The organism is Chryseosolibacter histidinae, from assembly GCF_018598225.1.
GTDB lineage: Bacteria > Bacteroidota > Bacteroidia > Cytophagales > Cyclobacteriaceae > Chryseosolibacter > Chryseosolibacter histidini.
On sequence record NZ_JAHESF010000016.1, the window covers coordinates 121332 to 134764 of the forward strand.

A 13433-nucleotide genomic window follows, 5' to 3' on the forward strand; every position below is an offset into this window, starting at 1 on the left:
TTTTCCGGAAGTTCGTTTCTGTACCTTCATAGAACCGGTAACTTCAGATTCATGAAGGTATTTGATCGACTTTCGAGGCTGATCACCTGGCCGAAAGCAAAAGATAAACATTTGCCGGATGGCGAAACCGTACACGACAACAGGCCCGAGTCCGTTACCCAACGGAAGGAAAAAGAGCTGATCGCGGGCAGCCCGAGAACGGTGGCGCAGCAGCAGCGTTTTGCTGAATCGCTGGCGCAACCCAATAACACAGGTCTGCCAGACACACTGAAGGCAGGGTTGGAAAACCTGTCCGGTTTGGATCTCTCACCGGTAAGGGTACATTACAACTCATCTCAGCCGGAGCAGTACAAGGCACTGGCGTATGCGCAAGGTACGGATATCCACCTGGCGCCAGGACAGCAGAAACATCTTCCGCACGAAGGCTGGCATGTGGTGCAGCAGCTGCAGCAGAAAGTAAAGCCCACGCACCAGTTGGGGAATGGTCAATACGTGAACGATCAGACTCGTCTCGAGCGTGAAGCCGACGAGATGGGCGCAAAGGCTGCAAAGGGACGGGCATCTGCGTTGCAAAATGCTTCACAGGCAAATCAAAAACCAGTGGAGGCATCCGATAGCAATGTTGCGCAGATGAAATTCAAGGTATCGGTAGTGGCTCCGCAGTCAAACGATGTGCGGGAGCTTAGCGATGACGAGATCACAACGATCAAATCGAAACTGGCCAACAATGCCGCAGCCCTCGCGGTATTTGAAATTGAACTGGCTACGAAAAGTTTCATCATCATTCCGAATGAGGGAAGTGACGACGCGAACATAGCCCGTGTTATTAAGTTTTGCGTCGAAGAAGCCGCACAAAAGAGCGGTTCAGGTGATTCTAAATGGGACGAGAGCCAATCATGGAAGGGGGCGCTGGATCGTAAAAAGAAGAAAGGCGTTGACAGCATGGGTATTCAGCCAACGTTGGTCGATGAGCCCAGGAAGCGAGGTCACAGGGGAGGGCGAAGACATGCCACTGCGGAAAAGCGGATGACAGAAGCGGTTGGAGAAGCAGAGACAGAAGAAAAAAAATCGCACATGGGGCACCTGATCAGCCACAAGCTTGGTGGCGTTGATGCCGCAGTAAATAAAGCAGTTACTACAGAGTTTCAGGAGAAATGGCAGAAGGTGGTGGAAAGCTCGGTGGCAAGCGCCTTGAGAGAAGGCACGCTGCGGCCGGAGCAGGTAAGGCTGAAAGTGACGGCCTACAACCTCCCCGGATCAAAGGATGTAGCCAGAGCGTTGCGCATCAAGGTTCTTCTCCTCGACGGCGCTGAAGGTTTTGTGAAAATGATTGACGTTACCACCACGCACGAGTGCACCATTGAACCGGATGCATCGAACCGAAGGGCGGTTCAGAAAGTACTTGAAGACTGGGGCCAGGGCAAAGGAAACGTTTACAATTGGTTAAGGATCCACAATGGGTTTCCTGTGGAGGACGAAGCTAATTAAGAAGACTTACAATATTATTTCAGTCCCTCAATTAGCGTGGAAGTTACGTCCACGCTTTTTTACTTTGATCGTAGCTCGGTTCAGGGCTGTGGAACTTAGCTCCAACCCGCGTTTGTAAGATATTCCCTTCCGAATATTTAATTTCCTGTAAGAATTCGCTCCCTTCATGATACTAATGGGTAAACGCTGACGATGTGACGGAAACCGGGCAGAAGCAAACATTTGAAACATGGCTAGACCTGCATAAAGGCCTCCTCTTTAAAATCGTGAGGGTTTATGCGTTCACACCCATGGACCGCGACGATCTTTTTCAGGAGATCCTTATTCAGGTGTGGCGGTCGGTTCCTTCATTCAGGCACGAATGCTCCGTAACCACATGGTTGTATCGCATTGCCCTGAACACCGCCATCAGGTGGGTAACCCGCGAACGAAAACACACACGATCTGAATCACTGGACGACCGTCATCATCTGTTGCTCGACAGCAAGGTGGAGGTTGATGAACTACTGACGTGGCTTTACGAAGAGATCTCTCGGCTGGATGAAATAGACCGATCCATCACGCTGCTGCTTCTGGATGGATTCTCTTACAAGGAGATGGCCACCATCCTCGGTATCTCTGAATCAAATGTCGGCGTAAAGATCAACCGGATCAAAAAACAACTTATTGTGAGATCGAAAACACAACATCACCATGGAATTTGAAGAACTTAAACGAGTCTGGGAAATGCAAAACAGTGAAGTACTTTTTGTGGTGGATGCGCAATCGCTGCATCGCCGCATTACCTCAAAGAAGAACAAGGCTAACCGCACCCTGAACTTTACGGAATGGCTGGTGCTGATTGCCAATATCGCTTCCGCCACTTTTGTTATGGCGACAACTTTTTTTAATTCAAGCCTGCGGATCTCGGCTTACCTGTTGTCGGGCTGGATGTTCATGACAGCAATTTATGTAGCGATCAGTCGCATCCGGAGGATCAAAGGTGATGCTGCGTACGATCGATCCATGCAGGGCGATCTGCATCACGCTATCGCCATGGCAAGTCATCAGGTACGCCTGTCGCAACTCATGCGCTGGAACATACTACCGGTGGTGGCATTGGTACTGCTTGTTGTGTGGGAAGGAGGTAAATCTATCTGGATGGTGACAGGTATTGTTATATTTTTTGCACTCACTTATTGGGCGAGTGGCTGGGAGCACAGGTTTTATCAAACCCGCAAACGCGAGCTGGAGATCCTGAAAGGTAAATTGGAGAACGGATAGGAATTTCGATGGCAATAAAAAGCGTCGCAAGATTGTTGACACCTAACCATGAAACAATAGCCCTGGTCGTTCGTTTTAGTTATCCATCTTTCATAAAAACCCTGCGTGTATGTTTGTTTCCATCCTGGCGTTAACCATCCGGAAGTTCTTCAAAAACCTGTCTTATTCTTTTGTTATCCTGAGTGGATTGGTTGTGGGAATTACAACGGTCATTCTTGTTTTCCTGTGGGCGACGTATGAGCTGGACTTTGACCGTTATCATCCTGATAATGAAAGGGTCTTTGCCGTGCTCATGAATGAAGCTGTCGACGGCGATATTGAGACCTCTGAAGAAACGCCCGTGCCACTGGCAGATTACCTGGCCACCAGCATACCTGAAGTAGAAAGCTTTACGCGAATAGATAATACCCGTCGCCTTCTTGGCTATGGAACGAAAGCATTGCAGAAACGCGGCGTTTATGCCGATACAGGTTACTTCAAGGTCTTTCAGCCTGTGATGATAGCGGGCGATGCAATGCATCCAATGCCCGACAATCACTCCATTGTTATTTCCAAAACGCTGGCGCAGTTGCTCTTTGGCGACAACGATGCGCTGGGAAAGATCATCATGCTGGACCGTACAAATGAATTGAAGGTTACGGGTGTATTCTCAGGTTTCCCCGAAAATAGCAGCCTGCGCTCATACGAATTTGTTTTGCCCTTTCATGCGAAGCCAAGGGAGGAGGACGAATGGCAAAACTATTATGTGAAGCTGAATGCCGCCAGTGCGCGTGAAGCGGTGGAAAGGAAGATCGACGCCAGGTTCAAAGAATTTTTTGGCAATCAAAATGCCACATCGTTGCTGTTTTGTCTCACGGACTGGCGACTGCACTGGAGCTTTGAAAATGGCAAGGTCTCGGGTGGGCGTATTGTTTACGTGGTCATCTTCGGCATTACGGCGTTGTTTATTCTGATGATGTCGGCCATCAACTATGTGAACATCATGACCGCCAGTGCAGCGAAACGGGCCCGCGAGATCGGCGTGCGCAAAATGACCGGCGCTACACAACGCACGCTTATTGGCCAGTTTATGACCGAGAGTCTGTTCACCACTTTGATGGCCACCCTCGTCTCCCTGGGAATTGCTTATTTATTGCTTCCTGTATTCAATCTGATCACAGGTGCGAAGCTTTCAATGTCACTTACCGATCCCAAATTGCTGTTGGGTCTTTCCGGCATTGCACTTTTTACAGGGCTTGTCGCCGGAAGTTACCCGGCATTTTTACTTTCATCGCTCAAACCCGCCCTGGTGCTGAAGCAGCATACGATGCCCGCATTGACGGGTGCCACGTTCCGGAGATCGCTTGTTATTTTCCAGTTCACACTTTCAGTGATACTGATCTTCAGCGCCGTGGTCATGCGGCAACAAACAACGTATCTCCTGAAGAAGGACCTCGGCTTTGATAAGAACAACGTCATCAATATCTGGCTTTCGCCGGATTTTAATCTTCCGTTACAAAATTTTAAAGCAGAGATCCTCGATCACTCCTCGGTTTTGTCTGCGGGCCTGGGAGGCGCCAGCCCGATGGAGATCAATGGATATGCCGAAGTACGCTGGGCCGGAAAACGCGGGGAAGAGCCTACTATGTTAAATGGTGTCTCGTGTGATCATGACATGTTATCGGCGCTCAGGTTTGAATTTGTTCAGGGACGAAATTTCTCACGCCAGTTTGCCTCTGATTCGGCAGGTTTTATCATCAACCAAAAAGCTGCAGACCTTCTCGGCTTCAGTGACCCTGTTGGGCAAACCATTACCTACACGATGTTCGGCGAACAGCAGGGAACGATCATTGGTGTGGTGAAGGACTTTCACAATGAAGATATTCATGCGCCGATGGGTCCTGTCATTTTTACACTCAAGACCGAAGAAGAACTGTACAACCTTTTTATACTGTATGCCGATGGGCAGCAGGATCAGGCACTCGCCCATGTTAAAGCCGTATTCGATAAATTTCAGCCCGGCATTCCGCTGCCCTATAGTTTTCTCGACAGCGATTTCGAGCACCAGTTTTACCAGGAAAAACTTCTTGGAAACCTGTCTGTGTGGTTCACCGTCATTGCGCTGGTGATTGCTGGACTTGGCCTGTTGGGCTTAACGATGTTCAATACGCAAAGACGTACAAAAGAGATCGGCGTGCGTAAGGTGCTGGGCGCTTCTGTATCTCAGATCCTGATCATGCTTTGCAGCGGTGCAGTGCGCCCGGTGCTGATCTCGTTTGTTGTGGCCTTTCCGATCGGCTCCTATCTCATGGAAGAATTTCTGGCGGGTTATGCTTTCCGCATCTCCGTGTCTGCCATAACCTTCATTCTGGTAGCGGCAGCAATGATCGGCTTTGTGTTGTTAACAGTCTTGTATTTGTCGTTTCTGGCCGCCGTAAAAAATCCGGTTGAGTCGCTTAAAACTGAGTAGTGTCTCATGGTCAATCATCCCTGAGCGTCTTCACCGGATTCATATTGGCAACCGTAAATACCTGGTAGCCGATGATCATGAGCGCAACAATAAAGAGCAATCCGGTAGAAGCCAGGAATGTGGTGACGTTCACACCCTGGTGATATTTCCATATTGTGCCCATGATGGTTGTTGACCAGGTGTAACCCGCCCATGATCCTAATACCGAGGCAACAGCAAGGATGATCAAAAATTCGGTATTGATGATACGGCTGATGTTGTAAACCGAGGCGCCCAGTACTTTTCGAACGCCGATCTCCTTCATTCTTTTCACGATGTTAAGCGATACCAGGCTGAGCAAACCTGTAGCCGAAAGCAGCAAGGCAATGGCACCCAAAAAAGTATAACCGTACACGATGCTCAGGTTCAGATCGATCACCTGCTGCAGGTGTGACGCCATCATCATTCCATTGTAGAGCCGGTTGGGGAAGATCGCGGCCCACTGTTCTTTCATGAAGGTATTGACAGCGGCAACATTTTCGGACTTTGTATTCACAACGATCTGGGTATACTGATCGGGCAGCACATAACGGATCATCATCGGTTCCATTTCGCGCCATAGCCCCAGCGTGTAAACATCTTTCACAACGCCAACAACGTAAAGCTTCGCGCTGTCTTTCCAGATCAGCTCTTTCCCAAGCGGCTTGTCCCAGCCAAAGAGGTCCGCCATCTTTTGCGTGATGATGATGGATTCTTTCTGATCTGTTTCTGAATTTTCGATAAAATCCCTGCCTTCGAGCAGCTCCAGGCCCAGGGTCTCCAGGTAATGATCGCCCACGGCAATCACATCCACCTCTACCTGACGCGCTTCATGTTTGACGGGCTCATGATCGCGGTTTGAAAAGATCCCGCTCCCGGCGCCAGCCATGGAAATGATTTCCGGATGCGACTGCAACGCATTTTTATAAGTATCGAATTCACTGCGATCGTTGATCCAGGCAACCACCGAGCCGCGCACATCGAAGCCAAGGTCATACTGCTGCTGATAACGTGCGTTCTGCATGAATGCGAAGGCGCTGACCACCGCTATCAATGAGATGGCAAACTGTGCACCCAGCAGTGTGCGGGTAAAATAATTGGTGCCGCCAAACTTGAGCTTGCCTTTCAGAATGCTCACGGGGTTGAACCTGCTGATGTAGAATGCCGGGTAGCTGCCTGCAAGTATACCCGTGAATAACAACACACCTGCGATAAAACAAAGAAACAAGGGTGAATCGAGATAATTAGGCTCGATGTGAATATTGTTGGCGGTGATCAGATTCCATCCCGCAATGAGCAGGTCGCCAATGCCAAGTCCCGCCAGCAACGCCAGGAAGCAGATAAAAGTAGTCTCGCCAATAAATTGAATGATCAGCTGCGTACGCATGCTGCCCATCACTTTGCGGATGCCGATTTCTTTTAGTCGCCTTGAAGAGATGGCGATAGCAGTATTCGTCAGGTTAAAGCACGCGATGAGCAATATCAGGAACGACATGATCATTGAACCGATCACAGCGGAGAGGGGCGGAGCCGTTTGAAGCCATGACGTTACATTATCATCGCGGTCACGGTGCGCCATGGTAGTGAAGGGGTCAAGCGCAAATTCGCTCACCTGAAAATCTTCCCTCGCCTGGTTGTTGTTCGGTATGTATGATTGAAGCGCACGGTGAACCTGGCCTGCACGACTGCCGTCATCGATCTGAACGAACAACATACACTCCTGTTTCCAGTCGTCTTCACGCATGCCCTGGTGTTCATCTTTGAAATTTTCAAAGTTCATATAGGCGGCGCCGTCTTTCTTGTAGAAGCTTGAGTTCATGGGTGGCTCCCTGAAGACACCGGCGATCCGCACTTCCTTTAATTGAGGTCCGTACACTTGTGTGATGGTTTTTCCGAAAGCATCGTTTGGCGAACCGAACAGACGAACTGCGGTTGCCTCGCTAATGAAAACACTGGTTTTGTCGTTCAGGTCTGCGGGGTTGCCCGAGATGAAATCAAATGAGAACATCCGGAAAAAATCCGGATCAACGTATGAGATATTGGCAGGGAAGAGATCTTTTTCTCGTTTGAAGTTCGATGAGGAGTAATGATATCGTGATGAGAGATCAACATCAGGGAAAGTTTTGTCTACGATGGCTCCCAGTGGCATTGCGGCATATCCGAACCGGGTGAGCTTGTTGTCGAATTCGCGTATGGCGCTTACCCTGTAGATGTTTCCGCGCTGTTCATGTACAGCATCGAAAGTGGCGTCGTATTCATAAGCGAAATAACCGACGATGCAGCAGGCAATGGCCACGCCCATGCCGAGCACGTTGATGAGGATGAACAGCTTGTTCTTCGTCACGTTGCGAAGTGTAATGAGCAGGTAATTTTTGATCATGTGTTATCCGATGCCAACAAACGTGCCAGGAGCGATCATGGCAAAATGAGAAGGATTCGTCAGTCCAGGACCTTGATTTGTTCGTACCTGAAACGGACTCGTCCGCATACGAACGTCACGCCGACGGCTGCCGGACTGCCTTTGGCGAATTTGCGAGCACCTGAAATGCACATCAATCTCATCGGTGAAAAGCAAGCGCGATGGTTGATTTCTCTTGATATTACTGTATCTTAGGTAATAGACCTTTGGTGAATTATGAGTGACGTTCAAAAAAAGATCATCGGGCGCTGCATTCGCGCTTACAATTGGGACACTTCTCCCCGGCGTGAGCAAAAAATAACATCCTGGAATTTCACGACGGTACCGTTACCGTTGATATCGATTACGAAGCTGTTCTGGCCGTGGCGTTGCCTGGCGATCTGTTGCGGCTGAAGGTCAGTCTGTGTTTGCATTCGACCGCGATAAGATCACAAAAATTCAGGACCGAAGTTGATCCACGCTGTTTCGGAAATTCCTTTTAGGCTTTATATTCGCAGCCAATTTTGATTGTAACACCTGAAAACAAAAGAATAACATGCAACTTATAGGCAAACTGATCCAGATGCTCCCGCTGCAAACCGGCCAGGGCAAAAGCGGACAATGGAAAAAACAGGATATCGTGGTTGAGACCGAAGGACAGTATCCTAAAAAGGTATGCATTTCTATCTGGGGCGATAAGATCAACCCAGGTCAACTGGTTGTTGGCAACAAGCTCAAGATCGATTTCGACATCGAGAGCAGGGAGTACAATTCACGCTGGTACACCGATGTAAAGGCTTGGAAAGTCGAGCCCGTTGGTGGAGGTTCCAGCAGCGGTGATGCAGGACTGCCCGTCTATGATGATGAGCCGATCCAAAGCAACTCCGGAGATGATCTTCCGTTCTAGGAACCGGTTTTAGGATTAGCCGGTATGATTTTGCAATACGGGGCCTTCTTTGTAAAGAGGGCCTTTTTTGCTATTTTATTAGTACCTCATCATGACAAATTCACAGCGTGATTTCACCATCATTCGCGATCTGTAGGAGGAAGAAAATGATGCGATCCGTAATGAGCTTAAGCTGGAACCGCTTGCTGAGTAGTGCCCGAATTACACACATTACCGGGTCAAACGGGGCCGGTAAATCCACTGTTGGCCCCACCTACCTGCACCTGCCTGTGGACTGTACGAGTTTTTTTAGGTGGCCATTTTTTCATGTACAACTCGCGAGGTGGTCAAAGCAGCCTTGAAAATTGTACAAGCTTTTTTACGGTTGTATTTGTACATGTACAAAAACGCATATTAGTTCTCCTAGTACAAACAGTTAACTGGGAAACAGACTGTAAAACCGACGTTAGGATTGCCGAGCTCCTTTTCTGCAAGATTTATTTACAACCAGAAAAAACGTCCGGGGGGTTGCAGCGGTGTTGGGATTTCTTTCTTTAATTCTTCTTCAACTCTGCAATAAATGCCTCACATCCTTCTATATCGTTTACAATTTCCCAGGCGCGGCGATGCTCTGGTGAGAAACGCGTGCGGTAGCGTGTGTCCAGCCATTTGATAATATCTGGCCGGCCCAGTTTTAACAAGACGAATTTCTCCAGAGCCATTACCTGCAGCTGGCTCAGTGTAAGGGGCGACTCGGATACATACTTCTGTTTCAACAAAGAATTGTCATCAACAGAGCGTAGAAAAATGTGCATCAACTCGTGGAAGATAACGATCGGAAAAGCGGATACAGAATGTGGCTTGGAAGCTGAGGAGAGAAAACTTTTTGTATATATTATTAAAGGCGAGCCCATGGAAGGAAAATCACAGGCAGTCAGTGTCACTTCTACGTCCTGCCATGGAAACGGGCGTCCGGTTTCCTTAAGAATTGTTTGAAGGTAAACAGATCCTTCTTTATCCCACATCGCCTGGAATTCGCCTACCCGTCCCGACAGCTCATCTATGTCTTCCTGCTTCACTGGTTTGTTCAGTAACGATCCACATTCCCTGTCAAACGGCCCGTTTTTTACGTACACCAGACTCACTTTTGGAACCTGTATTGAACCCGGCAGATTCTCTTGAACCGACTGGCCATTGACCAGGTTGACAAGCCTTGCTGTTATAAACAGTGTAAGGAGGACAGATCTCATGCGATAATGGATAAGGTCATGCAAATTTTAGTTACCTGTGCACCTAAGATAACCTATTTCTCTTACCGTTATGTAGTAAGAGAAGGTAATTGGATAAGCTTCTCTCGCATCAAAATATCTAAAAACAAAAAAGCGACCCTAAAGTCGCTTTTGCTAAGTAGCGGGGACAAGACTCGAACTTGTGACCTTTGGGTTATGAGCCCAACGAGCTACCAACTGCTCCACCCCGCGATGTATCTTTGGAAAGAACTTCTTTCTTTCAGGAATCAATCTTGTGACTATTCTAACTCCGATTGTTCTCTCAGAGTTTCATTCCGGTTAAAAAAATCCTGAAAATCCAGCAATCCTTTTAATCCGCTCTAAAATGGAGGACAAAAGTAGAACCTTAACAGCGAAAAAACAAGTAACTTTGCGGATTGATGGAACAAAAAGCATTTAAGGCCGGCTTCGTTAGCATCGTTGGCAAACCCAACGTAGGCAAGTCGTCGCTCATGAACAAGCTCATGGGTGAGAACCTTTCCATTATCACGGCCAAAGCGCAAACCACGCGTCACCGCATCATGGGAATTCTGAATGGAGACGATTATCAGGTAGTTTATTCTGACACTCCGGGAATTCTCGAACCAAAATATTCCCTGCAGGAGGCCATGATGAATTACGTGAAAGTTTCGCTGCAGGATGCTGACGTCATTTTGCTGGTGGTGGAGCTGAACGACCGGTTCGAAGACCCGCACCTGGAGCGGTTCAGAAAATTCACAACACCCATTATTTTGGTGGTTAATAAGATAGACCAGGCCAAAGGGTCGCAGGTGACAGATAAAGTTGCTTATTGGAAAGCCGCTTTACCCAACGTAGCCGAGATCGTTCCCGTGTCTGCAAAAACGGGAGAGAACGTCAGCGATATCCTCGAGAAAGTAAAGGCCCGTCTGCCCGAGCATCCGCCGTTTTTTCCGCAGGATGAGTTTACCACGCGCTCGGAAAGATTTTTCGCTTCCGAGATCATCCGCGAGAAGATCTTCCTGAACTACTCCGAGGAGATCCCCTACAGCTGCGAGGTTGCGATCACATCGTTCAAAGAGGCGGAAGACATCATCAGGATCAGCGCCGAGATCTACGTGGAGCGCGAATCGCAGAAAGGCATTATCATCGGCAAGGCCGGAAGCTCCCTCAAGAAAGTGGGCATGGAGGCGCGGCAGGACATGGAATCATTTTTTGCAAAAAAGGTTTTTTTAGAAACACGTGTGAAGGTTGCCGATAACTGGCGTAAGGAGCGGAACAAGCTCCGGCAGTTCGGTTATCTTGAATAATATTTGAATTTACTTCTTATCTCATACCTCGTAATTCGTACTTCGAAATGTCAAACATAGTAGCAATAGTAGGCAGGCCAAACGTTGGCAAGTCCACATTTTTCAACCGGCTGATCGAGAAGCGACAGGCTATTATGGACAATATGCCGGGCGTTACGCGCGACCGCCACTACGGTTATGCCGAATGGTGCGGCAAATTTTTTACGGTGATCGATACCGGCGGTTATGTTACCGGTTCAGAAGACAAATTCGAGTCGGAGATCAGGAAGCAGGTGAAGCTCGCCATCGATGAAGCGGCCGCCGTGATCTTTATGGTGGATTGCAGAGACGGACTTACAGGTTTCGATAAAGACTTTGCCAACCTGCTGCGTGCCTCGAAGAAACCCATCTTTGTAGCGGCCAACAAAGCCGACACTCCTGACAAGACCATCCTGGCGTCGGAGTTCTATGCCCTTGGTTTGGATGGTGAGGTGTTTCCCGTCTCGGCCGAGAACGGCAGTGGCACGGGTGAGCTGCTGGATGAGCTGGTAAAGATCTTCCCAACGGAAGGGGTGGAGGACCCGGATGCAGGCACCCCCAGGATTGCCATCCTCGGACGACCCAATGTTGGTAAATCTTCGCTGCTCAATGCCCTGCTCGGCACAGAGCGAAGCATTGTTACCGATGAGGCCGGCACCACACGCGATGCCATCCACTCGCGTTACAAGATGTATGGCCAGGACTTCATTCTGATCGATACGGCGGGAGTACGCAAAAAAGGAAAAGTAAAGGACGATATAGAGTTCTATTCAGTGCTTCGCTCATTGAGGGCACTCGAGGAGTGTGATGTGTGTATCGTGGTGATCGATGCAGAGCGTGGCATGGAAGCGCAGGATGTGAACATCATCAGCCTGGCGCAACGGCAGGGTAAGGGTATGGTGATCATGGTCAATAAATGGGACCTGATCGAAAAAGACTCCAAAACGTCTGAAAAGTTCAGGAAGGAGATCCTGGAAAAACTGGCACCCATCGACTACCTGCCCATCATCTTTGCTTCGGTGCTCAACAAACAACGGATCTTCCAGGTGATCGAAAAGGCCGTACAGGTGTTTGGCAATAAGACCAAGAAGATCCCCACTTCTCAGATCAATGATGCCATTTTGCCTGAAATTGCACGTTATCCGCCAGCGGCTACCAAAGGCAAGCTGATACAGATCAAATACATTACACAGGTTACAGCCCGGTTTCCTTCGTTTGCATTTTTCTGTAATCTTCCCCAATACATTCAGGAATCGTATCAGCGGTTCCTGGAGAATAAAATCAGGGAGAATTTTGACTTTGAGGGGGTGCCGGTGAGGCTGATCTTCAAGAAAAAATAATTTTTTCTTACCCCATTCACGGGAATCAGCCATAACTAGTATATTTGCGATGAATTTTAAAACCTGTAAACTATGAAAAAACTGATCGCATTGTTAATGGTATGCGGCTTTGCATTTGCATTTGTTGCTTGTGGCGGTGGTAAAACCGAAAACGCTGAAAGCACAGATACAACTTCAGTCGAAACTCCTGTTGAGCCTGCTGACACTACAGCTACGGACACAGCAGCTGCCGACACTACTGGAGCTTAATTATCATTCAATCTGAAAAGATTGTTTTCCCGGGAAGGCTTTAGAATTGCTAAAGCCTTTTTTTATTGCCTATGATGCATCCTGAGAAAATCCATCAAACCCTTCATCAGCACGTTCCAGGGGCGGCCTGTCCCTACTGTTTCCACCTCTGGAAAAACACTCCCTTCGAGCTCAAGCTCACCCGCAGTCGCCAGTCAAAAGTAGGAGACTTTACAAGCCGCAAGAGCATCGGCCATCCGAGGATCACCCTCAACCGCGACCTCAACCCCTTTCTTTTCCTGATCACGTATATCCATGAGGTGGCGCACCTGCACGTGTACCTCAAATATGGCAACCGCGTGGATCCCCACGGCGAGGAATGGAAGAGCGCGTTTAAACAATTGATGGTGCCAACCCTTCAAAAAGAGGTCTTTCCTGAAGAAATCTTACATGAGCTGGGCCGCCACATGGTCAACCCCAAGGCCAGCTCTTTTGCCGACGCCGACCTCACCCGCGTGCTCCGGTCTTTCGATAAGCACGCAGACCAGTACACGGCCCTGTCGGACATCCCGGAAGGAAGCATCTTCCAGTTCCAGGGAAGATATTTCAGGAAAGGCAAATTGAAACGAACCCGCGTGCTCTGCCACGAAATAAAAACAAGGCGTAACTATCTCGTACCTGCGGAAGTGCTGGTGAGTAATGTGCAGCTGAGCATGCTGTGAGATGGTTGCCAGTTGCCGGTTTCCGGATGGCCGGTTTAGAGACGTGCACGACCTTCACATGATTGT

At 48.8% G+C, this 13433-nt stretch carries 12 protein-coding genes and 1 tRNA gene; 9 read left to right on the forward strand and 4 right to left on the reverse strand.

The window, feature by feature from the left end; all coding sequences use genetic code 11:
- The first annotated feature begins 51 nt into the window (after positions 1 to 51).
- The 4 genes from KK083_RS17375 to KK083_RS17390 all read left to right on the forward strand — a co-directional run bounded on the left by KK083_RS17375 (position 52) and on the right by KK083_RS17390 (position 5200).
- A complete protein-coding gene (locus KK083_RS17375) occupies positions 52 to 1488 on the forward strand; it encodes an eCIS core domain-containing protein (protein WP_254165258.1) in 1437 nt (478 codons plus the stop codon).
- A 194-nt stretch (positions 1489 to 1682) separates the two neighbouring features.
- Positions 1683 to 2192 carry an RNA polymerase sigma factor gene (locus KK083_RS17380; RefSeq protein ID WP_254165260.1) on the forward strand — a complete coding sequence of 170 codons (510 nt, stop codon included), beginning with the start codon at positions 1683 to 1685 and terminating at the stop codon, positions 2190 to 2192.
- A complete protein-coding gene (locus KK083_RS17385) occupies positions 2182 to 2751 on the forward strand; it encodes a hypothetical protein (RefSeq protein ID WP_254165262.1) in 570 nt (189 codons plus the stop codon). Before KK083_RS17380 ends, KK083_RS17385 begins: the two co-directional genes overlap by 11 nt.
- A gap of 109 nt (positions 2752 to 2860) precedes the next feature.
- Entirely contained in the window at positions 2861 to 5200 is a 2340-nt protein-coding gene (locus KK083_RS17390; RefSeq protein ID WP_254165264.1) for an ABC transporter permease, read from the forward strand.
- A 10-nt stretch (positions 5201 to 5210) separates the two neighbouring features.
- Here KK083_RS17390 and KK083_RS17395 read toward each other — a convergent pair whose 3' ends face one another.
- Together KK083_RS17395 and KK083_RS17400 are read right to left on the reverse strand one after the other, a co-directional pair.
- Positions 5211 to 7598 (reverse strand): ABC transporter permease, encoded by a 2388-nt coding sequence (locus tag KK083_RS17395; RefSeq protein ID WP_254165272.1) that lies wholly within the window; start codon positions 7596 to 7598, stop codon positions 5211 to 5213.
- A 299-nt stretch (positions 7599 to 7897) separates the two neighbouring features.
- Positions 7898 to 8050, reverse strand: coding sequence for a hypothetical protein (locus KK083_RS17400; RefSeq protein WP_254165274.1), 153 nt, complete (start codon positions 8048 to 8050; stop codon positions 7898 to 7900).
- Between the two features lie 122 nt (positions 8051 to 8172).
- Here KK083_RS17400 and KK083_RS17405 point away from each other — a divergent pair, with 122 nt between their 5' ends.
- Entirely contained in the window at positions 8173 to 8523 is a 351-nt protein-coding gene (locus KK083_RS17405) for a DUF3127 domain-containing protein (RefSeq protein ID WP_254165276.1), read from the forward strand.
- Positions 8524 to 9056: 533 nt separating this feature from the next.
- Here the strand turns inward: KK083_RS17405 and KK083_RS17410 are convergent.
- Positions 9057 to 9752, reverse strand: coding sequence for a hypothetical protein (locus KK083_RS17410; protein WP_254165278.1), 696 nt, complete (start codon positions 9750 to 9752; stop codon positions 9057 to 9059).
- Positions 9753 to 9910: 158 nt separating this feature from the next.
- Positions 9911 to 9983 (reverse strand) — tRNA-Met (locus KK083_RS17415).
- A gap of 188 nt (positions 9984 to 10171) precedes the next feature.
- On the opposite strand from KK083_RS17415, the gene era reads away from it, so the two are divergent.
- From era to KK083_RS17435, 4 genes are all read left to right on the forward strand, one after another.
- Positions 10172 to 11059, forward strand: a complete 888-nt coding sequence (gene era / locus KK083_RS17420; protein ID WP_254165287.1) for a GTPase Era — start codon at positions 10172 to 10174, stop codon at positions 11057 to 11059.
- A gap of 47 nt (positions 11060 to 11106) precedes the next feature.
- Positions 11107 to 12417 carry a ribosome biogenesis GTPase Der gene (der, locus tag KK083_RS17425; RefSeq protein ID WP_254165295.1) on the forward strand — a complete coding sequence of 437 codons (1311 nt, stop codon included), beginning with the start codon at positions 11107 to 11109 and terminating at the stop codon, positions 12415 to 12417.
- A 72-nt stretch (positions 12418 to 12489) separates the two neighbouring features.
- Positions 12490 to 12666 (forward strand): hypothetical protein, encoded by a 177-nt coding sequence (locus KK083_RS17430; RefSeq protein WP_254165297.1) that lies wholly within the window; start codon positions 12490 to 12492, stop codon positions 12664 to 12666.
- A gap of 71 nt (positions 12667 to 12737) precedes the next feature.
- Positions 12738 to 13367 (forward strand): SprT-like domain-containing protein, encoded by a 630-nt coding sequence (locus KK083_RS17435; protein ID WP_254165299.1) that lies wholly within the window; start codon positions 12738 to 12740, stop codon positions 13365 to 13367.
- Positions 13368 to 13433 lie beyond the last annotated feature (66 nt).

Excerpts from the sequence above, each read along its gene's own strand:
- era (WP_254165287.1), top strand. The coding sequence starts at position 10,172 with ATGGAACAAAAAGCATTTAAGGCCGGCTTCGTTAGCATCGTTGGCAAA.
- KK083_RS17395 (WP_254165272.1), bottom strand. The coding sequence starts at position 7,598 with ATGATCAAAAATTACCTGCTCATTACACTTCGCAACGTGACGAAGAAC.
- KK083_RS17390 (WP_254165264.1), top strand. The coding sequence starts at position 2,861 with ATGTTTGTTTCCATCCTGGCGTTAACCATCCGGAAGTTCTTCAAAAAC.
- KK083_RS17375 (WP_254165258.1), top strand. The coding sequence starts at position 52 with ATGAAGGTATTTGATCGACTTTCGAGGCTGATCACCTGGCCGAAAGCA.
- KK083_RS17385 (WP_254165262.1), top strand. The coding sequence starts at position 2,182 with ATGGAATTTGAAGAACTTAAACGAGTCTGGGAAATGCAAAACAGTGAA.
- KK083_RS17400 (WP_254165274.1), bottom strand. The coding sequence starts at position 8,050 with ATGCAAACACAGACTGACCTTCAGCCGCAACAGATCGCCAGGCAACGC.
- KK083_RS17410 (WP_254165278.1), bottom strand. The coding sequence starts at position 9,752 with ATGAGATCTGTCCTCCTTACACTGTTTATAACAGCAAGGCTTGTCAAC.
- der (WP_254165295.1), top strand. The coding sequence starts at position 11,107 with ATGTCAAACATAGTAGCAATAGTAGGCAGGCCAAACGTTGGCAAGTCC.
- KK083_RS17405 (WP_254165276.1), top strand. The coding sequence starts at position 8,173 with ATGCAACTTATAGGCAAACTGATCCAGATGCTCCCGCTGCAAACCGGC.
- KK083_RS17435 (WP_254165299.1), top strand. The coding sequence starts at position 12,738 with ATGATGCATCCTGAGAAAATCCATCAAACCCTTCATCAGCACGTTCCA.
- KK083_RS17430 (WP_254165297.1), top strand. The coding sequence starts at position 12,490 with ATGAAAAAACTGATCGCATTGTTAATGGTATGCGGCTTTGCATTTGCA.